Below are 21,270 nucleotides of genomic sequence, written 5' to 3'. Positions count from 1 at the left end.
TCGAGCCAGGCAAGCCATGGCAGAACGGCACCAACGAAAGTTTTAATGGCAAGTTTAGGGATGAGTGTTTGGCAATGAACTGGTTTCATAGCCGAGAGCACGCAAAGGTTTTAATCGAGCAGTGGCGGGAACATTACAATACGATCAGACCGCATTCAAGTTTGGATTATCAAACGCGGCTTGAGTACGTGTCTGAATGGAAAAGCAGTTCAACAACCGGAGCCGTCGTTTCAAAATGAAAATGGTCCGATAAAACCAGACAGGTCAAGGCGATGACTAGCCGCCATAAACCAGTTTTCGCCAAAGGCGCTTAGGTTGAAAGCGATGATGCCAACGAAGAGACTTTCCCTCTACGATTACCTTTGACCACGGTAAGAAATATCCGTACCAAACATCTGGGATCCAAGTTACGCCATATGACTCAAGTATCGGACTTGCGAGATCACGCAGCGGCATCAGACAAGTCCTAATCGGTTTACCGACCTCTTCCTGAAAATGCAAACAGAACAAACTCGTGCTGAAAGGAACGCGCTGCAGTCTTAAATTTTCAGGCGCAGGATATGAGTAAACACGAAGGCGGACATACTGATCTAAACGGTATTTCCAATAAAACTGATATCGATTTCTGCCTTCACCGGCTTCAACAAGAGGTATTCCACCATACAGCCGACCGTTGGAGTCTGCTTCGTCTCTCCTATTGTCTCGATCTATTGATGCTGACTTTTGTTGTACTTCAAAATCAGGCAGTTGCTGATCTGAAGTGAGGATATGGTGCTCTCTCCAAAGCCTTCCAACCCTAGTCCAGAAGGGCATCCGTCCGACTACTTTGAAGTCGAGATCGCCTTCATTGATTGAATCAAAGTGACCGAAGATAAAGTTTCGAAAAAAGTGGTCTGGCCAAGTATTGACTAAACCAAGATGCTGCGATTCTACTTTTGCTATTTCACTTTTTTTACTCAGCGTCGACCATTCAATTCCATATTTAGCGAGGACCGTGTAATGCCTGTCCTGTATCGAATGTGCTCTAGGTGCGTGAACAATGTGATCGATGGCAATCTTAAATTCGACCACCGGAGAAAGTACATGTTCCCACCTAGAATCAACTGCGATGCTTTGTTCACGCTCAATCGTTGCATCTGGAGTATTACTGTTAGGCGATCGAATCGCGCCCAATGCCTTTGAATTCTGAGTGAAATCAAGTAATGGTAATTTCGGCCATCGATTATAAATTTTTTTTGAGGTTTTCATAACGTTGCCCGATCATTAATAAATTTGTCTAGAGCAGATTTTCGATATTTTGACAGCCTACCAATTTTGACTACTTCTAAAGCGTACCTTCCGGTGGAAGCCCAAATTGCTAAAGTTCGGACCGATAGGCCTAGATAGACTGCCGCCTCCCTTCTTGAGAGCAGTGGCGTCAGGGTCACATCCTCTCGCGCAGATGTCTGAAGTTCTTCGATCGATCGTGATGGGCCTGGCGCCGAAGGTGTATCTAGACGATATTTTTCAGGCGCCATTTTTGTCTCCTAGCAAAGATTTATGATTAGCAGGCGACAAAACGGACGTTGATGAGAAACTTTCCAGCAGTGCGTCGAAGATGAACACCGGAAAATTCTCAACATCACAAATCCACATTCCATTTATCTTACAAATGACCCCAGCCTGCACCGCACTAACCCGGTGCTTTCGGATGAACCAGGTCAAGCCATTTTGGTTGCCTTTTAAATTGAGGTCTGGACGGGCAGCTACAAAGCGTTGCCAGCCGACGATTGCCGGTTGCCACTCAGGTCGAATATCTAGCCTTCCTTTATGCTTAATCATTTTTAACTCCTTGAAAATTAGCGCCTCGCAGTAGGTGCTGTGGAGTAATACTTGCGTAAAAAAAGAGACCAGATTCCTAATTAGGAATCTGGCCTCATAAGTCGGAAAGGCTTAACGATTTTTGTGGTTTTTAATCCACGACCTTTCTCATCAGCTGCAAGTATTTACGCGCGGTGTCGTCTTTTAGAATGCATTCACCTTGAGTTTCTGTCAGATTTACAAATTCCGCTGCAGAGCATTTACGCCAATCAAATTCGAGCTTTTCACATAAGCTAGCTATTATCTTAAGATAGTTATTCTCAGTGCGATTAGTTTGTGGTCTTAGCTTTTGGGTCGACTCAGATGTTCCGAACTGGGGCAAATCATTCTCGTACCACCCATACCCATCTAATTTCAAGCTGGGATCGTAGAGAACATCTCCAGTCTCAAAATCAATCATCGGACTCGTCTCACCGTGTTTCCAATCCCACAAGAATTTTAGTCCGCCGAGACACTCAGTAGGATTTGCTTTCCCATACCGGCGATACTCGTCGAAGTGGTAAACCCCATTTGCTTCAATGGCCGTCACAATGTCGGGAATATCTTCGCCTCGTCTCCAAATATCACTGACACTGATGAACTTTTTCTCCATGCTTTCTCCTGTGCACTTTGCAAGCTTTCTGTTTCTAAATGCCCATAACGTTTTTCTAATACCGCAGCAGAGTGCCCCATAATTTGAGCGGCGACTGCAATGCTAATTCCTGCGCGAAGCAACTGTGCTGCCTTATAGTGCCTGACATCATGCATATGAAAGTCTATCAAACGAACCTCAGCTGTCAATAGGGCCCAAGACTTTCTGAAATCCAATGGGCGCCCAAGCACACGGCCTTCAAATATCAATTTGGCGGCTTCTTTGTTCGATGTCATCCGTCGAATAAGGTTGGCCGTTTGATCGGTAAAAAAGAGCATTCGAGGCTTACCGTTTTTGCTCGTTGGAAGGATTATCTGCTGTCGGGCAAGATCCACATCAGCCCAGACCCGTTCGAGTAGTTCAGATTTGCGGGCGCCACTATCAATCAAGAGCGATACAAACAAACCAAAACGGCGATCAGGGAAAGCTAGCGCTCGTGCACGCAGCGAATCTATTTTTTCTTGTTTGACGTATACGAGGCGAATGGGCTCAGGGGCACGACGCACGCCCACGGTGGGTGATTTAAAGCCCAAGGGCGTAATTCGTCTATCAATTGCCCAGCGATAAATACTGCCAATCGCTGACACGTCACGATTGGCGGCAGACGTTGAGTAGCCGTGCTCGATCATTGATTGATGAGCAACCGTCAATTCTTCAGTTGAGATTTCCCAGGCGCAACGAGCGCCGAAAGCGTCAAGCCACTTTCGGGTACGCACGTCTGTGTCATCACAACGAACGGCACAATAGGCGCTCACAAGTTCGGCAAAAGTGAGTTCTTGAGCCGGTTGGTAGGCGACTTGGGACATCGCCAACGACATATTGAAGGATTTACGCATTTGGTTTTCCAGTCAGTCCACTGCCGTGGAATGTTGTTAAAACCCGCTGCGAGGCGCGTAATCTCCTTCAAGAATCAATATGTTACTGCAGTTGTGGTGGGCGGTACAAGTTTCGAACTTGTGACCCCTGCCGTGTGAAGGCAGTGCTCTACCACTGAGCTAACCGCCCAATCTTGATACGCACATGAGGTGGCAGGATTGGAATATTTTCATGCTGGTGTTGCCGTTATCAGGCAAGAGCGCGATTATACACAGTTAGGAAGCAAAAAGGCCTGATGAATCAGGCCTTTCCGCACAACGTGACTTACCGTACGAAATTTACTGCCGCACTGGCTTCAAGCGCTTAGTCAACGCAACCAGCAAAGCACTGCAAGCGATGCTAGCTGCCAAGAAATACAAGCCACCTGTCAGACTACCCGTCACGTCTTTGATCCAACCCACGATAAAGGGGCTGACAAAACCTGACAAGTTACCGATTGAGTTCACCATGGCGATACCGGCTGCAGCTGCAGTGCCTGTGAGGTAGGCCGTTGGCAAGCTCCAGGACAAGGCAATTGATGACAACACACCCACGCAAGCGATGGTGATCCCAATCAACGAGAAAGTGATGTTGGTTGGATTCAATGTGCTTAACCAGAAACCCACAGCGCCAATCAGCGAGAAACTTATCAAATGCCAATGACGTTCGCCCGTGCGGTCAGAGTTTTTGCCGACCAGCACCATCGCTACCGCAGCGACAAAATAAGGGATGGCAGAGAGCAGGCCATTGTTCAGCACGTCAGTAACACCAGCCGCTTTAATCAGGTTAGGCAACCAGAAACCAATGCCATAGAGCCCCATCACCATAAAAAAGTAGATCCCGCTGAACAGCCAGACACGAACGTCTGTGAAAATCTTGGCAATAGGCAAATGGACTTTCGTCTGAGCATCCGCATCAAGTTTAGACTGCAAGAAAGTCTTCTCTTCATCAGTCAACCATTTAGCCTTGACCACAGAGTCGTCAAGATAAATAATCACTGCGACACCTAGAACAATAGAAGGCAGCCCTTCCAGCAAGAACAACCACTGCCAACCAGCGATGCCATACATGCCTGCAAAGCTAGACATAATCCAGCCAGATAAGGGACCACCCACCACACCCGAAAACGCGATCGCGGTCATGAATAAGGCTGTGATGCGGCCACGACGAGCTTGTGGATACCAGTAAGTCAGATAGAGAATGATGCCAGGAAAAAAGCCCGCTTCAGCAATACCGAGCAAAAATCTCAGCACGTAATAACTGGTTTCGCTACTGACGAACATCATGCAGGATGACAACACACCCCAAGTGATCATGATGCGGGCAATCCAGACGCGAGGCCCGATTTTCTCAAGCAGGATGTTGCTTGGGACTTCAAAAATAAAATAACCAATAAAAAAGATACCAGCGCCTAGACCATAGACGGTTTCGCTAAACTTCAGATCTGACAACATCTGTAATTTCGCGAAGCCCACATTAACGCGGTCAAGATACGCCGCCAAGTAGCAAATAAACAAAAAGGGGATCAGCCTGAGGGTGACCTTCCTGTAAATGTTTTCGGCTTGAATAGAGTCTGTCATGATTGTTCCTTATGCACCACGGCGGATTAACCGCAATCAAGGCGCCATTATAGGTAGCAGGCGAGGCTCCGATACGCGGTTTAAACGAGGGATAACCCTAGCTAAAGACCAAGTTTATTGCGCTTCTATTTTGCGCCAGACGCAAGTGCCCTTCACCGATTTATCCAGCACATCAAGATAAGCTTGATGATCAGCGAGTTCTTCATCAGTCGGTTCAAGCACCAGCAGATCGACGGCGGCTCTGCGTTGAAGTCGTTGAGAGGATAGATCACTTGTACTGAGGTCATGAGGATCATCAAGCAGGCTATCCTGACCTCGAGTCATGGCAAGCCAGACCTCTGCCAGCAGCTGCGAGTCCAGCAACGCACCATGCAAGGTTCTATGCGCGTTAGATACGCCATAACGATCACACAACGCGTCAAGTGAGTTGCGCTTGCCGGGATACAAAGCTTTGGCAAACGCTAGCGAATCGGTGACCTCAAGGCAATAGTCGGTTATCACGCCACGATCGATGCGCTGCAATTCTGCGTTTAAGAACCTGACGTCAAACGGCGCATTGTGAATGATCAATTCTGAGCCTTCGATGAAGTCGAGAAAATCATCAATCACATCTTCGAACCGAGGTTTGTCTGCTAAGAACTCAGTTGTGATGCCGTGTATCTGAAGTGCCTCGGGATGACTATCACGATCTGGCTTCAAATACGTATGAAAATCGCGCCCCGTTAAATTACGATTAACGACCTCAATTGCCGCAAGTTCAATAATGCGATCGCCCGTCGAGGCGTTCAGACCAGTGGTTTCAGTATCGAGAATTATCCAGCGCATGACGCCAGTTTAAACGGATTGCCGACGAGCAAGTTCAACCCCGTTATTTGCCAGCTGGTCAGCACGTTCATTGCCCGGATCCCCCGCGTGACCTCTCACCCAGTGCCAAGACACCTTGTGATTCTGAACTAATTCATCAAGAATTACCCATAAATCAGCATTTTTGACGGGTTTTTTATCGGCCGTGCGCCAATTGCGTTGCTTCCACCCGTGAATCCACTCAGTGATGCCTTTTTGCACATACTGCGAATCAAGATGCAAACGGACTTGGCTAGGTCGCTTCAAGGCCCTTAAGCCCTCAATGACTGCCATCATTTCCATCCGGTTATTGGTCGTCAAACGCTCACCACCGCAGAGCGTTTTTTCATGGGCACCTCGGCGCAGCAATACGCCCCAGCCACCCAGACCAGGGTTACCTTTGCAGGCCCCATCAGTCCAGATTTCAATGATCCCCTCTTCATCCGGATTTTCAAAGAAACTGGCGGCTTCGCTCTTAATGCTCTCGGTCATCGCTTTACTCAATTACCTTGCTGTTCGTGATTCATCGCCACGCCTGTGGCTTTGGTTGCAACTTTCAATTTTTGCGAGCTACGCCAGGATGGCTTGATTAACCTCATGCCTTCGACTCTTTTCACTGCCGACAGTACGTAGACAGCGCCGCAAACTGGCCACCAGCGATCGCCTGCGTGCTCCATCAAGCTAAAGCGCTTAAGCCAGCTCTCAGACATAAAAGGCGGTACGTAACAACCGAAATAGCCGCGATCAATGTCGAAAGACAGCAGTTTTAACCAATCCTTCAGGCGCGGCAAGGATACAGCACTCGCCTGCGAATAGGGCAACCAGGGTTTCAAATAAGGCAAGCTATGGCGCAGGCCCCAGAGACTAAAAGGATTAAAACCAGAGATCACCACCCTACCGTCTGGCACAAGCACTCGCTCGACCTCACGCAATACTTGATGAGGTCTGGCGCTCAACTCAAGCCCATGAGACAAGACAAGCAAATCAATACTCTGTGATTCAAACGGTAACGCCTCTGACTCACAAAGCACGAAGTTAGGCCTGGTTTGGGAACAATGTGTCGAGGCATCGATTACAGGACTCGTCCACGCTTTATTAGGCATACGGTTAGCGCGCAATAAATCAATTTGAGCCATCCCAACCTGTAAGGCATGATAGCCAAAAATATCTGAGACCACCGCATCGACCCGGGTTTGCTCCCAGTTTTGCATATACCGACCCGGGTCAGTTTGCAACCAGTCAGCAAGCTCTACAATGGCGTGTTTTTTAGATGACATCCGGGTCCTAAAACTTGGTTTATGGATAATACAAAATTCAAGGCGACAACCATGGCTCAAATCCCTGGTCTACCAAGCAACACAGGCACCACTTGCGTGATCACGCCAATCAAAGCATTCGCAGACAACTATATCTGGATGGTATCCAATGGTCGTCAAGCCCTGGTTGTCGACCCGGGTGACGCCACGCCGGTGTTAGCGGCACTAGCCCAAGCGGGTCTGGTACTCACCAGCATTCTACTCACCCATCATCATCAAGACCATGTCGGTGGGGTGGCCGAACTGTTGCAAACAACACCTGCGAGCGTTTACGGCCCCGCAACTGAAGCCCTGCCTCACTGCGATCATTCCCTCTCAGAAGGCGATCAAGTGATTATCCCCGAGTTCGGAATTGAGCTCAGTGTGCTGGATATCCCTGGCCACACGGCTGGGCATATCGCTTATTACGGGCACGTTGGCGCCACTCGTCTGGTGTTCTGTGGCGATACCCTGTTTGCGGGAGGCTGTGGTCGTATTTTCGAAGGTACCCCAGAACAGATGCATAGCTCACTCAGTAAGTTAGCAGCCCTCCCGACAGAGACACTGGTCTACTGCACGCATGAGTACACTGCATCCAACCTGCGCTTCGCTGTCGCAGCCGAGCCTGATAACCAAGCATTAATCAATTGGCAACAAGCCGTCACACAACAGCGCGCACAAGACATCCCAACCTTACCGAGCACAATCGGACAAGAACTCGCTGCCAACCCTTTTTTAAGATGCAATCAAAGCACCATTGCCACGAAAACCAGCCAATGGGCCCATACACCACTGACGACAACGCTTGACGTATTCACACAATTGCGCGCCTGGAAAAACGTTTTCCGCTGAGCACATGAGACAGCTAAAACTCCTTCTCGTGCTTGTCGTTGTTATTCTGGTCGGCTGCGCGGGCCCCTTCAGTACCGACACCAATCCACAACGCTTTATTGCTCGGGATACGTCACGCACGATCGACCTGACCGTCCCGCCCACCGACGTCTGGGAGCGCATCCGCCGAGGCTTCTCCATCCCCAACCTCAATTCGCCACTGGTTGACAAATGGACAACCTATTACGCCTCACATCCCGAGGCGATGCAAAGAATGGCAGAGAGGGCAGGCAAATATCTTTATTACATCGTGGATGAGATCAATCGCCGTGGCATGCCAACCGAGCTGGCCTTGTTGCCTTTTGTAGAAAGCGGATTTAACACAACGGCTTATTCAAGGGCCAAAGCCGCAGGACTCTGGCAATTTATTCCGAGCACAGGCACAAAGTTTCAATTAAAGCAGGATTGGCGGCGCGATCAACGTCGGGATCCGATTGCTTCAACAAATGCTGCGCTCGACTATCTTGATTTTTTATATGATTTTCAAGGCGATTGGTATCTAGCACTGGCCTCGTACAACTGGGGGGAAGGCTCGGTAAAAAAAGCCATCGATCGCAACCTCGCTGCTGGTCTCTCTGCAAACTACGAGTCGCTTAAGATGCCAGACGAGACGCGCAATTACGTCCCCAAGCTTCAAGCCATTAAAAATATTGTTGCAGACCCTGAAAAATATGCAGTGCTCTTACCTCAAGTAGACAACGAACCTTATTTCGTTGCTGTTAAAAAGATTTCATCGATAGACATCGCGATTGCTGCGCAGCTAGCCGAAATGCCGATCGATGAGTTTAAGGCGCTCAATCCTTCTCACAACACATCAGTGATGGTGGCTGACGAAGAGTCTCATCTGATTTTGCCCAAAAACAAAGTCGATATATTTAAGACTAATCTTGAACAATACAAAGGCGAGCTCTCGTCCTGGAAAATCTACGAAGCGTCTCAAGGCGAAACCTTTGCCGATATCGCAAAAAAATTCGGTGTCTCTGAGTCTCGATTGCGCGATGCAAACAACATACCCGCATCAACGCCTAGCGCCAGCAATCAGTCGCTCCAGATCCCTGGACCAGCTGGTAGAGGGCTAGAACTCGCCCCATTCACTGATTCAAGTCCTCCTCGTCTAGCTGGGCGCTACAACGCCAGCAACACGAGCAACGACAAGAAGCCGGACCTTAAGATAAAAATTTATGTCGTCCGCGCAGGCGATACATTGCCTACAATTGCAAAAAAGCATGACACAACGGTTGTCGCACTTCGATCGTTGAACAAACTAAAAAGTGATACGTTGAAGCCTGGTACGAAGCTGCGTTTGCCAAGCACCAACGATCGCTGAGCAATCCATTGACTGATTAATACTTTTACTGCACAGCAAACAAGGACTGATATGGGCTTTCTAACCGGCAAAAAACTATTGATTACCGGCGTTTTATCAAACCGGTCAATTGCTTACGGGATCGCAAAAGCTTGCCATCAACAAGGCGCAGAGCTCGCCTTCACTTACGTCGGCGATCGTTTTAAGGATCGCGTCGTCGAGTTCGCCAATGATTTTGGCAGCAACATTGTTTTGCCTTGTGATGTGGCCGAAGATAGCCAGATCGACGCAACCTTTACAGAACTGGCCAAAGCCTGGGACGGCCTTGATGGACTTGTCCATTCGATCGGCTTCGCACCGCGCGAGGCGATTGCAGGGGATTTTCTTGAAGGCTTATCACGCGAAAGCTTTCGCATTGCTCACGACATTTCTGCCTATAGCTTTCCCGCACTCGCCAAAGCGGCCCTGCCTATGATGACAGGTCGTCAGGCTGCCGTTCTGACGCTCACCTACTTGGGCGCTGAAAAAGTTGTTCCCAATTACAACACCATGGGTTTAGCCAAGGCATCACTTGAAGCGAGTGTGCGTTACCTCGCGTCAAGCCTAGGCCCGATGGGTATTCGTGCAAACGGGATCTCGGCAGGCCCCATTAAGACTCTGGCCGCGAGTGGAATCAAAGATTTTTCAAGCATCCTGAAGTTTGTCGAAGCACACGCACCTTTGCGCCGCAACGTCACGATCGAAGATGTTGGCAACGTTGCGGCGTTTTTGCTTTCAGATCTGGCCGCCGGTGTGACTGGTGAGATCACCCACGTGGATTCAGGGTTCTCGACCGTGACCCCAGGCATGGGCGATTAACGCTGGCGATAGACCAGCTCAGTCTTGGTTGTTCCCGTCTGCAACCAGTCAGCGATCGCATGCTGCAAAGCCATGAAAAATTGGTCGGCGCGCTGATGCGCTTTGACTTTGTCGCGATTTTCATCGGTGACCCGGTAAGAAAACGCCAACTCACCCACAATGGGATCACCCACACTTCGCATCCAGATGGCCACATCGCAATGAGCCTGAACACCGCTACCAAACATCAAGGTCCCCAGCGGCAAACACGCTTCCAGGATTTTATTTGTTCGACCACCGACAATACGAACTGGTGTTGAGGCTGACAAATTCAGTCGCGCCAGATCGGGGAAAAACTTCACTGCGCTCGGTACCGTCTTTTTAAACAAAGCATCGATAGGTACCGTATCAAGTATTGAATTATTTGAGTAAATTGATCTTGCAGTGCCGAGCTGATCACCACGCAAAACCTCTTCTTTAAATCGCAGTCTGAATGGATGACTCGCGCTTGGCGTCGGATCAAAGACCATTGACTGCGCAACATCACCGGCCCGGCATTTGAACGTCACTTCGCACCAGTCGTCTACCCACACGTTCTGTCTTGACTCGCGCACGCGCAGTATCAGATTATTTTGGCGCAGGTCTTGCTCAGGGGTGTCGTAAAAAATAACGTTACGTAAACCCGTGTTGGCATTGTCTGAATGAAAGAAGGTCACAGCGCTTTTGGAACAAAAGGCTGAGAGCAACGAGTCGAGTTGCATAATGCGACTGCGTCGATCCAGCCCAGCAGGTTTCAGCAAGAGCTTGTACTCTCGATTAGTTACTCTCTTATCGAGTTTGTATTGAGCTTGTTTCACTTAGGCCCAGTGTAATGCTCAGGCCAAAGCTGCTTGATCACCACCCGTTCACTCGAATAGGCATAGCAACTGTCAACTTTCAATGGTCGACCATTGGCGTCAATTGGAATTGGTTTGGTGCTGTTCAAAGGCCATAACGCCTGCATGGCCGTTGTGGCCATGGGGCCAAGCAACTCCATTAAGTGTGTGCAACCCTTGGATCCTTTCATCCGCTCCCTAACTAACTTTGTCCAGCCTGAGCCAATTCTCTCGCCTACCAAGGTGGACAGCGTGGCTGCCGCCTCTTTGCAAACGGCAAAAGGCGTTGCATCAGACGATGCGATGGCGTCAACGATCAATAAATTTTCGTCAACAACCAGTCGAATCGACAGGTCGTGTATGGGATGACCAGCAGGAACCATCTTCATGGTTCTTTGTCCCAAGAACGGCGCTGATTTTGTATCGATGACTCGCCCTTCAATATCGAACAGGCCGTCTTTACGTTGATAACCCCTCATCTCGATCTGACGGTGATGAAGCTCTTCTCTTTCGACACTGGCTGGTAATGGCACGAGCGTACTTCCTGTAAGTAGACGGAGGGGCTATCTTAGCTTGCTGGTCAGATGGTGTTGCCACCGTCTACGACAAGATTCTGTCCCGTGATGAAAGACGCGGCTTTTGACGCCAAAAACACTGCAGTACCTGCTATCTCGTCGGGTTCTCCGATACGGCGCAAGGGGATTGTCTCTTCTCGGTGACGTAACAAGGCCTCGTCCTCCCAAAGTGCACGCGCAAAATCCGTCCTGATCAATCCCGGTGCGATGCAATTGACTCTGACATTGTGCGGCCCAAACTCGACCGCCAGATTGCGGGCTAACTGCATATCCGCAGCCTTGCTGATGCAATAGGCACCAATAATCGATGACCCTCTCAACCCGCCAATAGAGGACACAATCGTGATGGACCCGGACCGACGCTCGATCATATCGGGTGCAACCATGCTAATCAACCAATGGTTGGCGACAATATTATTGTCTAGAATTTTACGAAACTGATCATCAGTAATGCCAGCTTGAGGGCCGTAGTATGGGTTACTCGCAGCATTACAAACCAGAATATCGATCTTGCCAAAGTGACTCTTGGCAGTCGTCACCAGATTTTGCAAATCAGTCTTGGATGAAATATTAGCCGTTACGGCAATCGCTGAACCCGCACCGTGACGTTGATTGATGACATCGACGACCGCTTGGCAAGCTTCTGTTTTGCGTGATGAAACGACGACTTTAGCGCCATGCTCCGCCATTCGTTCGGCAATGGCTCGACCAATGCCACGCGATGAGCCTGTGATCACCGCCACTTGGCCTTTCAGATCAAATAAATTCAAAACAATCCCCTTTTATTTTTATTGAGCCATATCGAATAAAACATCAACCACTCATATCGACAACCGTGCGCCCTCTGATTTGTCCCGCCAAGGTAAGATCGAGGTAGGTAGGCAGTTCATCAATCGAGATGACGCGAGCAATGTCGTTCAAATGCGTGGGTCGATAGTCGTTTGCGATTTGATCCCATAGCTTTTGTCTCAAAGGCATCAGGGGGTTGGCATTCACCCCCAACAACCTAACACCTCTGAGGATAAAAGGCAGCACCGTGGTCTCTAGCGCTAAGCCACCGGCGTTACCAAAAGCTGCAATCACGCCCTCAGGCTTGACAGTTCTTGTCAACCAGGCGAGCGTTGACCCACCTACCGAATCGATTGCACCAGCCCATTGCGCCTTCTCGAGTGGTTTGGGATTAGCCTGAGGCTCAACTCGACCGATGACCTCAGCGGCGCCCAGTTTCTTGAGATAATCTGTTTCGTGCGCTTTGCCAGTCATCGCGGTAACGTGATAGCCTCGACCAGACAGAATATCAATCGCCACGCTGGCCACACCACCTGTGGCGCCATTGACCAATATTGAGCCCTGCGAAGGCTGCAAACCATTGAGCTCCATGAGGTGCAGAGAGTACATGGCGGTAAAACCGGCCGCACCAATCACACCAGCTTCAAAGAGGCTAAGCCCTTTAGGCAGCGGCATCACCCAGTCAGCATTCACGCGTGCAACTTGCGCATGCCCCCCATCGTGATCCACCCCCATACCAAAACCATGCACAACGACCCCGTCACCAGCCTTAAAACGGACATCCGCAGAGTCAATAACTGTCCCGACAAAGTCGATCCCTGTGATGCGTGGCCATGTCCGGATGATGGCGTTCAGGCCTTTCGAGGCCAAGGCATCCTTGTAATTGATGCTCGAGTAAGCAATCTGTATCACGACATTACCGGGGCTCAGGTCGTCGACCGTTAATTCAGCCACGGTTCTAACGGGTTCTTTATCCCCGGCGAGTAAACGAAACGCTTTAAAGGTTCTCATTAGTTGCATCCCTTGTTAAAAAACCTCAAATACACCTGCAGCACCCATACCACCCCCGATACACATGGTGACACAGACCCGCTTGGCACCACGGCGCTTACCTTCAACCAAAGCGTGACCAGTCAGCCGCTGCCCGCTCACACCGTAGGGATGGCCCACGGCAATCGCACCGCCGTTCACATTAAGGAGTTCAGCCGGGATACCCAGCTTGTCACGACAATACAACACCTGTACAGCAAAGGCTTCGTTTAATTCCCAAAGATCTATATCCCCGACGGTCAAGCCTAAGCGTTTAAGTACTTTCGGGACGGCGTAAACAGGCCCGATACCCATCTCATCTGGCTCACATCCCGCAACGGCAAAGCCGAGAAAACGCCCCAGCGGAATAAGATTACGCTTAGTCGCGCGTTCTTCGCTCATGATCACGCAAGCACCCGCCCCATCTGAGAATTGGCTTGCGTTGCCCGCAGACACCACCCCACCAGGAATTGCGGGTTTGATACCTGAGATGCCTTCTTTAGTTGTACCCTCGCGCAAGCCTTCATCGACACTGACAGTGACTTGTCGTGTCGTCATCCCCATCACCTTGTCCACGACGCCAGCTTGCACGGTGATCGGCGCAATCTCGTCATTGAATTTACCGGCAGCCTGGGCTGCGCAGGCCTTTTGCTGACTCGACGCGCCGTACTCATCCATCACCTCCCGCCCGATGTTGTAACGCTTGGCAACTTGCTCAGCCGTCTGCAGCATATTCCAGTAGATCTCGGGCTTTTTAGCGAGCAGAGCAAGATCATTGATCATGTGACGATTCATCTCTTGCTGCACACAAGAAATACTTTCGACCCCCCCCGCAACATAGACATCACCTTCGCCAGCGATCACCCGCTGCGACGCGAGCGCAATCGCTTGAAGACCTGACGAACAAAATCGATTAACTGTCATGCCTGACACGTTGACGGGGCAATCCGCCATCAAAGCGATTTGGCGGGCGATATTGGCACCCGTCGCACCCTCTGGGCTCGCGCATCCCATGATCACATCTTCAACCTCTGCAGCCTCGATGCCGGCTCGCTGAATAGCGTGTTTCACAACATGGCCTCCAAGCGTGGCACCGTGAGTCATGTTGAAAGCACCACGCCAGCTTTTAGCCAAGGGGGTACGAGCAGTCGAAACAATAACGGCGTTAGTCATGATTTATCCTTAATTGAATGATTTGCCATCGGCGACCAAGCGCGCGAGCAACGGGGCGGGTTGCCAGAATTGCCCATCGTCATAAGGGTTTTGTGCAAAGCGGTTCATCGCTTGCACAACATTGAACAGACCAAACTGATCTGCATACAACATTGGGCCACCGCGATAGACAGGGAATCCATAACCGGTCGTATAGACAATATCGATATCGCTCGCGCGGGCGGCAATGCCCTCTTCCAAAATATGGGCAGCTTCGTTGACCATAGAGAACACAAGGCGCTGGACAATTTCTTCATCAGAAATTTTACGCGCTGTAATGCCTGCATCAGCGCGATATTTAACGATCATCGCTTCAACATCTTTGTTCGGGATTGCATCGCGTTTGCCATCAAGATAGTCGTACCAGCCTTTGCCGACTTTTTGACCATAGCGACCTTGTTCGCAAAGCAGGTCAGCGATCTTGCTGTATTTCATATGGGGCTTTTCTAAATAACGACGCTTGCGGATCGCCCAACCAATATCGTTGCCAGCTAGATCCCCCATTCTGAATGGGCCCATCGCAAAGCCAAACTTCTCGATTGCCTTATCGACTTGTTGTGGTGTGCAGCCTTCTTCGATTAGAAAACCTGCTTGACGAACATACTGTTCAATCATACGGTTGCCAATAAAGCCATCACAGACACCAGAAACGACAGCCGTCTTCTTAATCCGTTTCGCGACATCCATGACAGTCGCCATGACATCTTTAGCGGTCGCCGCACCACGAACCACTTCGAGCAGCTTCATGACATTAGCAGGACTAAAGAAGTGCATGCCCACCACGTCTTGTGGCCGTTTGGTGAAGTGAGCGATCGCATTGACGTCAAGTGTCGAGGTATTTGATGCCAGAATAGCACCTGGTCTCATCACCTCATCGAGCTTTTTAAAGACCAGTTCTTTCACGCCAATTTCTTCAAACACAGCCTCGATAACCAGATCAACATCCTTGATGTCTTCATAACTCAGTGTCGGTGTCAACAAACTCATGCGTTGTTGAAACACTTCTTCTTTGAGCTTGCCCTTCTTGACTTGCGCTTGATAGTTTTTCTGAATGGTCGCAAGCCCTTTATCCAAGGCCTCTTGCTTCGTTTCAAGGATCCTGACCGGAATCCCCGCATTCAAGAAGTTCATGCTGATGCCGCCACCCATGGTGCCCGCACCAATCACGGCGACTGTTTTGATTTCACGCTTGGGCGTATCAGCGGGTACGTCGTCAATCTTGGAGGCGGCGCGTTGGGCAAAGAACATGTGCCTCAGCGCTTTCGACTCGGGCGTTGTCACCAGACTCAGAAAACCCTCCCGCTCAACACGCATCCCATCATCGAACTTGTTCGTTGTTGCGGCTTGCACCGCTTCGAGACACTTCAATGGAGCAGGATAGTTTTTCGAAACGCCCGCAATCATGTTGCGAGCAAATTGAAAATACGCGTCGCCTTGTGGGTGCGAACAGGGCAAATCGCGCACGCGCGGCAGAGGCCGAATGGCAGATATGCCACGAGCAAATGCAATGGCTTCGTCCAACAAAGAAGCAGCGCTCGCGGCCATCTTGTCGAATAGCTTCTGACCGGGCAAGGCTGCAAGCTTTTCACTCTTGACAGGCTCGCCACTTACGATCATGTTGAGCGCAGGCTCAACACCAAGCACGCGCGGCAGGCGCTGCGTGCCCCCTGCACCGGGCAAGATACCTAGTTTTACTTCGGGCAAAGCGATATCTGCGCCAGGTGCGGCCACTCGATAATGGCAACCCAAGGCCAGCTCCAAACCACCACCCATGGCAATGGAGTGGACGGCAGCAACAACAGGTTTAGTACAGTTTTCGATCAGACTAATCACGCTGCTCAAGTGAGGCTCTTGGGTTGCCTTAGGCGTACCGAACTCGCGAATGTCCGCGCCACCTGAAAACGCCCTGCCTTGCCCTGTCAACACGATGGCGTTAACCGCCGGATCAGACAGCGCTTTTTGTACCCCGTCCGCGATCGCCAGACGGGTAGAGAGACCAAGACCATTAACAGGCGGATTATCGAGCGAAATCACGGCCACCTCGCCATGAACAGCGTATTGAGCACTCATGCAGTCTCCTTTATTAATTTTTTTGAATGGCTAATTTTATTTGTTGTCATCCAATATAAAACAGGTTGATCCCAAAAATTCACACAGACGAGGAAATCACCTTCTCGACTGGCTTGCATTGACTATGTCTCAGGGCTTTTTTAGTCCTCCAAGCATTGATTTGCAAGGGAAAACGATTATTGTCCTTTGCAAAATCAATCTCTAAAGTTGATCCTATGGTTACGCTGCAAAGCTATCCACAAAAACATTAAATAAAATCGGAGCAATCATGAAAAAAGCCAAATTATTAGCCGGCATCGTGGCAACGGGCGTACTGAGTCTAGGTGCGAGCGCTTCTTTTGCGCAGTCAGAGGCATGGAAAGGATTCTCGGTACAAGCTGGCGTTGGTGTAGCAGACTTCTCGCCCGGATTTTCTGGTGGCAAATACTTGAATGCCTATCCCTATACTGCAACGAAAGATGACCTGGTCACAGCTGTTGGCACCGTTACCGCTGGTTACACGTTCGCCTTGTCAGGCCCCTGGACCTTGGGTATCGCAGCAGGCATCATCCCCGGCACCAGTTCATCCGCAAATTACACGGTATTGATAACCACACCGCTGGGGGTGAGTCAGTCACCCGGCACCTACAGCATCAGTAACTCTTACTCAATTTCGCTGCAGCCGGGTTTCGCTATCGATAGTGAGAAACTGATTTACGCTAAAGCAGGCTTTACCGGGACCACGGCCAACACCAATTCAGCCGCCTATGGCACTGCCACCTCTACTTTGAATGGCTATGTAATAGGCCTTGGCTATAAGCAAATTATCACCGGTGGTTTGTATGGTTACGCGGAAATCAATTACGCCAACTACGGCAACGTGAATGTGCCTTACTCTGCCTTGAGCGGCACAATCAATGCATCAGCTGTGGACGGTTATATTGGTATCGGCTGGAGATTCTAAACTCGGGCGCTGTCGTTCAACAGCGCTCAAATAAACCTGCGGCACCCATGCCCATGCCAACACACATGGTGACCATGGCGTATCGCAGGTTTCTTCTTTGTAAAGCATGAAGCGCTGTTGCAGCCCTGAGCGCACCGGTAGCACCCAGTGGATGACCCAAGGCGATTGCTCCACCTAAGGGATTCACTTTACTTGAGTTCAGTTGCAAATCCCTTATGACGGCTAAAGCCTGAGCTGCGAAGGCCTCGTTCAGCTCAATCCAGTCTATGTCTTGCAAGCTTAAGCCGGCCTTTTTCAAAACCGCAGGAATCGCCTCTTTAGGCCCAATACCCATAATCTCAGGCGGTACACCCCGCACTGCAAAACTGACAAAACGGGCTAACGGCGTCAGGCCAAAGGTCTTGATAGCGTCTTCGCTAGCAAGAATCAACGCACCCGCGCCGTCGGACGTTTGAGAGCTGTTGCCAGCTGTTACGCTACCCCCATAAGCAAAAGGCGACTTTAACTTGCCAAGTGCTGCGAGAGAGGTATCGTGGCGAGGACCTTCGTCTTTGCTGAACTCGCTCCACTGAAGAGCCACTTCACCTCGCGCTAAATCCATGGATCGGTTGGCAAGCTTGACCGAGAATAGCTCATCAGCAAACTCTCCCGCCGTTTGCGCAGCGATCGCTTTCTGATGCGACGCTAAGGCAAAGGCGTCTTGGTCTTCACGACTGACCTTCCATTGCTGCGCTACTTTCTCAGCAGTTAAGCCCATCCCGTAAGCGAGACCAATGTTTTCATCGCTCAGAAAGATACTCGGGGAAAGCGATGGCGTGTTCCCGCCCATCGGCACCATGCTCATGGACTCGACACCACCAGCGATCATGACGTCAGCCTCGCCCACTCGAATACGATCTGCCGCCATCGCTATCGCATTCAAGCCTGAAGAGCAAAAGCGATTGATCGTCACGCCACCAACCGTATTGGGGAGTCCGCCAAACAGTAAGGCTTGACGTGCAATGTTTAATCCTTGCTGAGCCTCGGGCATTGCGCAGCCGATGATGGCATCTTCAATCGCAGCCGGATCCAGCGTTGGGACTTGCGTAAGAACGTGCTTGAGCGCGTAACCAAGCAAATCGTCTGGGCGTGTGTTCCTCAAGGCCCCTCTGCCTGATTTGCCGACAGGGCTTCTTGTCGCGGCAACGATGTAAGCTTCTTTAATTGGTTTCATGATGAATATTTTCTCGAGCAATCAATTTCTAAGGGGTTTGCCAGTTTGGATCAGGCCCATTATTCTTTCCATCGTCTTGGGATGCCCGATCAAGTCTATAAAGGCTTGACGTTCCAGCTTGAGCAACCAATCCTCAGTGACAAGCGTTCCTGCATCCACATCACCACCCGCCAGAACATGAATGATTTTGTGCGCAATGTGGGCATCGTGCTCAGAAATAAAGCCCCCGTCGCGCATATTGGCCAGTTGTCCCCTCACCGTTGAAATCACCGACCGTCCGCCAACTGGGATCAGCGTCTGGATTGGCGCTCGATAGCCTGCATAGTGCATTGACTTAACTTGATTCTGGGCCTGCGCCAGCAACTCATAAACGTTTGCCACCAGGATGTCGCCTTTTTGAAGATAAGCCATTTTCATGGCCTCTTGTGCAGACGATGACACTTTAGCCATCGCCGCATTCTCAAAGGAGGTTTTGAGGAAGTCCAGATAATTTGTGTTGCCTGCGTGTTCAATACCGACCGCTGCGCGAATCGCGGCTTCTTTAAGCCCTCCGCCTGCCGGCAGCAAGCCCACACCAATTTCTACCAGACCGATAAAACTTTCCATGGCAGCCACCCGCCTTGAGGCGTGCAACAGCAATTCACAGCCACCACCTAGCGCAATACCGGCAACCGCAGCAACCACCGGCACTTGCGCGTACTTCACTTTCATCATGGTGTCTTGAAAAAGCTTCACCAGCGGTTCGACACCTGCAGGGCCAGACTTCATGACGAGTGGGATTGCACCTTCGAGGTTGGCACCGGCAGAAAAAGGCCCACCAGGCGTACCGAGCTTCAAGGACGCTGTTTGCCAGATAACTAAACCCGCATAATTCGCCTCAGCCAGATCGACTGCTTGTTGCAGTCCGTTCAATACGTCAGCACTGAAAGTGTTCATTTTGGATCGGAACGACGCAATCAATACCTCGGGCTGACTGGTCTCGACCCATACCCGAAGGTCTGAATTTTCATAAACAGTCGAACCCGCAGTGCTGGGATCGGGCGAACCATCACCGAGCAGGGGTGCACGGAAAACCTGCTTTTTGTAGACGGGCAAGCTCGAGCGCGAAATATATTGATTGGCCGACGCTGACCACGAACCCTCTGGAGTATGAACAGCTTGACTTGCACTCATGCTCGCCGCAAATACCCACTCAGGCAAGGGCGCATTGCTTAAGGCCTTTCCTTGATCAATATCCTCTTTAATCCAGCCTGCAACTTGTATCCAGCCTGCCGCTTGCCAATCCTCGAACGGACCGCTATCCCAGCCATAACCCCATCGCATGGCTAGATCAATCTCTCGTGCCGACTCGGCAATATCACCCAAATGAATTGCACAGTAATGGAAAATATCCCGAAAGATCGCCCATAAAAACTGAGCCTGCGGATCATCCGTTGTTCTGAGTAGCTCAAGTCGCTCGGCTATCGGTTTCTTGAGAATGCGATCAATCAGTGGCGAACTGGTTGTGTCAGAAGGTTGGTAATCCATCGTATCCGGGTTCAGGACGAGAACTTTTTTACCCTCTTTACGATAAAACCCTGCTTGCGTTTTTTGTCCTAGCGCGCCCTTCGCAATCAATTTCGCTAAGACATCTGGTGTCTTGAATAAGTGAGCGAAAGGATCGTCTGGTAAGGAGTCTTCCATGGTCTTGATGACATGCGCGAGCGTGTCTAACCCAACCACGTCGCTGGTTCGAAACGTTGCAGATTTGGATCGGCCTAATTTGCTCCCCGTGATTGCGTCCACTGCATCAAAGCTCAGCCCATATTTTCTTGCTTCCTCAATGACAGCCAAAATGGAAAAAACGCCTACACGATTACCCACAAAGTTTGGCGTGTCCTTAGCTCTCACTACCCCTTTACCCATCGTCGACGTCATGAACGTTTCAAGTTCATCCAACACCGCCGAATCGGTATCGTCTGCAGGAATCAACTCCAGCAAATGCATGTAACGTGGTGGATTGAAGAAATGCACGCCGCAAAATCGTTTCTTCAGATCATCCGGAAACCCTTTAGCCAAGGCGCCGATAGACAGGCCCGATGTATTCGTTGCAAATATTGCATGCTCAGGGATATGCGGCGCCACCTTTTCATAGAGGGTATGCTTCCAGTCAAGTCTTTCTGCGATTGCCTCGATAATCAATTCGCAATCGGCCAGCAGATTCAGATCGTCATCGTAGTTGGCTGCTTGAATCAGGCTGGCTCGGTCAGCCAATCCAAGGGGTGCTGGTTTTGCCTTCTTCAGATTTTCAATTGCCTTTAACGCGATCGCATTTTTATTGACGGCTTTACCTTCGACAGGTTGAGACGCCAGATCGAACAGCAAGACAGGAATCCCAACGTTAATGCAATGCGCTGCAATTTGCGCACCCATCACGCCTGCGCCAAGGACGGCTACTCTTTTAATCAGTTTTCGGTCAGTCATAGC

The 21,270-nt window shown here is 50.3% G+C and carries 22 protein-coding genes and 1 tRNA gene; 5 read left to right on the top strand and 18 right to left on the bottom strand.

Features of this window, described 5'->3' with window-relative positions; all coding sequences use genetic code 11:
- Positions 1–239: integrase core domain-containing protein (locus BCM14_RS01240; RefSeq protein WP_259673349.1), on the top strand; the 239-nt coding region annotated here is incomplete at its 5' end.
- Positions 240–276: 37 nt separating this feature from the next.
- Here BCM14_RS01240 and BCM14_RS01235 read toward each other — a convergent pair.
- From BCM14_RS01235 to BCM14_RS01190, 10 genes are all read right to left on the bottom strand, one after another.
- Complete coding sequence (locus tag BCM14_RS01235; RefSeq protein ID WP_106226188.1) at positions 277–1,248, bottom strand: hypothetical protein; 972 nt, start codon at positions 1,246–1,248, stop codon at positions 277–279.
- Positions 1,245–1,517: a helix-turn-helix domain-containing protein gene (locus BCM14_RS01230; RefSeq protein WP_106226187.1), complete on the bottom strand. Its 273-nt coding sequence runs from the start codon at positions 1,515–1,517 to the stop codon at positions 1,245–1,247. Before BCM14_RS01230 ends, BCM14_RS01235 begins: the two co-directional genes overlap by 4 nt.
- Positions 1,507–1,821: a hypothetical protein gene (locus BCM14_RS01225; RefSeq protein WP_106226186.1), complete on the bottom strand. Its 315-nt coding sequence runs from the start codon at positions 1,819–1,821 to the stop codon at positions 1,507–1,509. Before BCM14_RS01225 ends, BCM14_RS01230 begins: the two co-directional genes overlap by 11 nt.
- 130 nt (positions 1,822–1,951) lie before the next feature.
- Positions 1,952–2,452, bottom strand: a complete 501-nt coding sequence (locus BCM14_RS01220) for a hypothetical protein (protein WP_146129709.1) — start codon at positions 2,450–2,452, stop codon at positions 1,952–1,954.
- Complete coding sequence (locus BCM14_RS01215; protein ID WP_106226184.1) at positions 2,386–3,327, bottom strand: tyrosine-type recombinase/integrase; 942 nt, start codon at positions 3,325–3,327, stop codon at positions 2,386–2,388. Before BCM14_RS01215 ends, BCM14_RS01220 begins: the two co-directional genes overlap by 67 nt.
- A gap of 94 nt (positions 3,328–3,421) precedes the next feature.
- A tRNA-Val gene (locus tag BCM14_RS01210) sits at positions 3,422–3,496 on the bottom strand.
- A gap of 149 nt (positions 3,497–3,645) precedes the next feature.
- The gene (locus BCM14_RS01205) at positions 3,646–4,926 is read right to left on the bottom strand and encodes an MFS transporter (RefSeq protein ID WP_106226183.1); all 1,281 of its coding nucleotides are present in this window, start codon (positions 4,924–4,926) and stop codon (positions 3,646–3,648) included.
- Between the two features lie 114 nt (positions 4,927–5,040).
- On the bottom strand, positions 5,041–5,751 hold the full coding sequence (gene dnaQ, locus BCM14_RS01200; RefSeq protein WP_106226182.1) for a DNA polymerase III subunit epsilon: 711 nt from the start codon (positions 5,749–5,751) through the stop codon (positions 5,041–5,043).
- A gap of 9 nt (positions 5,752–5,760) precedes the next feature.
- Positions 5,761–6,261, bottom strand: a complete 501-nt coding sequence (gene rnhA / locus BCM14_RS01195; RefSeq protein WP_106226181.1) for a ribonuclease HI — start codon at positions 6,259–6,261, stop codon at positions 5,761–5,763.
- Positions 6,262–6,269: 8 nt separating this feature from the next.
- The gene (locus tag BCM14_RS01190; RefSeq protein WP_106226180.1) at positions 6,270–7,046 is read right to left on the bottom strand and encodes a class I SAM-dependent methyltransferase; all 777 of its coding nucleotides are present in this window, start codon (positions 7,044–7,046) and stop codon (positions 6,270–6,272) included.
- A 51-nt stretch (positions 7,047–7,097) separates the two neighbouring features.
- Between BCM14_RS01190 and gloB the strand changes: the two genes are divergently transcribed.
- Genes gloB through fabI form a run of 3 tightly spaced genes read left to right on the top strand, consistent with a single transcriptional unit; the run spans position 7,098 to position 10,119 of the window.
- Positions 7,098–7,916 (top strand): hydroxyacylglutathione hydrolase, encoded by an 819-nt coding sequence (gloB, locus tag BCM14_RS01185; RefSeq protein WP_106226193.1) that lies wholly within the window; start codon positions 7,098–7,100, stop codon positions 7,914–7,916.
- A 4-nt stretch (positions 7,917–7,920) separates the two neighbouring features.
- Positions 7,921–9,282 (top strand): transglycosylase SLT domain-containing protein, encoded by a 1,362-nt coding sequence (locus tag BCM14_RS01180; RefSeq protein ID WP_106226179.1) that lies wholly within the window; start codon positions 7,921–7,923, stop codon positions 9,280–9,282.
- Between the two features lie 51 nt (positions 9,283–9,333).
- A complete protein-coding gene (gene fabI, locus BCM14_RS01175) occupies positions 9,334–10,119 on the top strand; it encodes an enoyl-ACP reductase FabI (RefSeq protein WP_106226178.1) in 786 nt (261 codons plus the stop codon).
- On the opposite strand, the gene BCM14_RS01170 is transcribed toward fabI, so the two are convergent.
- The 6 genes from BCM14_RS01170 to BCM14_RS01145 are packed head-to-tail and all read right to left on the bottom strand — an operon-like array spanning position 10,116 to position 16,648.
- Positions 10,116–10,955 carry a CYTH domain-containing protein gene (locus BCM14_RS01170; RefSeq protein WP_106226177.1) on the bottom strand — a complete coding sequence of 280 codons (840 nt, stop codon included), beginning with the start codon at positions 10,953–10,955 and terminating at the stop codon, positions 10,116–10,118. The genes fabI and BCM14_RS01170 overlap by 4 nt on opposite strands.
- Positions 10,952–11,506: a DUF2889 domain-containing protein gene (locus BCM14_RS01165; protein ID WP_259673348.1), complete on the bottom strand. Its 555-nt coding sequence runs from the start codon at positions 11,504–11,506 to the stop codon at positions 10,952–10,954. The genes BCM14_RS01170 and BCM14_RS01165 overlap by 4 nt, the downstream gene beginning before the upstream one ends.
- Positions 11,507–11,553: 47 nt before the next feature.
- Positions 11,554–12,318, bottom strand: coding sequence for an SDR family NAD(P)-dependent oxidoreductase (locus BCM14_RS01160; RefSeq protein ID WP_106226176.1), 765 nt, complete (start codon positions 12,316–12,318; stop codon positions 11,554–11,556).
- A 43-nt stretch (positions 12,319–12,361) separates the two neighbouring features.
- A complete protein-coding gene (locus BCM14_RS01155; protein ID WP_106226175.1) occupies positions 12,362–13,348 on the bottom strand; it encodes an acrylyl-CoA reductase family protein in 987 nt (328 codons plus the stop codon).
- Between the two features lie 15 nt (positions 13,349–13,363).
- A complete protein-coding gene (locus tag BCM14_RS01150; protein ID WP_106226174.1) occupies positions 13,364–14,539 on the bottom strand; it encodes an acetyl-CoA C-acyltransferase in 1,176 nt (391 codons plus the stop codon).
- A 9-nt stretch (positions 14,540–14,548) separates the two neighbouring features.
- Positions 14,549–16,648: a 3-hydroxyacyl-CoA dehydrogenase NAD-binding domain-containing protein gene (locus BCM14_RS01145; protein WP_106226173.1), complete on the bottom strand. Its 2,100-nt coding sequence runs from the start codon at positions 16,646–16,648 to the stop codon at positions 14,549–14,551.
- 268 nt (positions 16,649–16,916) lie between these two features.
- On the opposite strand from BCM14_RS01145, the gene BCM14_RS01140 reads away from it, so the two are divergent.
- Positions 16,917–17,591 (top strand): outer membrane protein, encoded by a 675-nt coding sequence (locus tag BCM14_RS01140; protein ID WP_106226172.1) that lies wholly within the window; start codon positions 16,917–16,919, stop codon positions 17,589–17,591.
- 16 nt (positions 17,592–17,607) lie between these two features.
- Here the strand turns inward: BCM14_RS01140 and BCM14_RS01135 are convergent, their stop codons facing one another.
- Positions 17,608–18,804: an acetyl-CoA C-acyltransferase gene (locus BCM14_RS01135; RefSeq protein WP_106226171.1), complete on the bottom strand. Its 1,197-nt coding sequence runs from the start codon at positions 18,802–18,804 to the stop codon at positions 17,608–17,610.
- A 21-nt stretch (positions 18,805–18,825) separates the two neighbouring features.
- A complete protein-coding gene (locus BCM14_RS01130) occupies positions 18,826–21,267 on the bottom strand; it encodes a 3-hydroxyacyl-CoA dehydrogenase/enoyl-CoA hydratase family protein (protein WP_106226170.1) in 2,442 nt (813 codons plus the stop codon).
- Positions 21,268–21,270 lie beyond the last annotated feature (3 nt).

The organism is Jezberella montanilacus (assembly GCF_003003055.1).
In the GTDB taxonomy this organism is placed as follows: Bacteria; Pseudomonadota; Gammaproteobacteria; order Burkholderiales; family Burkholderiaceae_B; genus Zwartia; species Zwartia montanilacus.
Note: the sequence above shows the minus strand (reverse complement) of the source record. Positions and strands in the feature narration are given on the sequence as shown.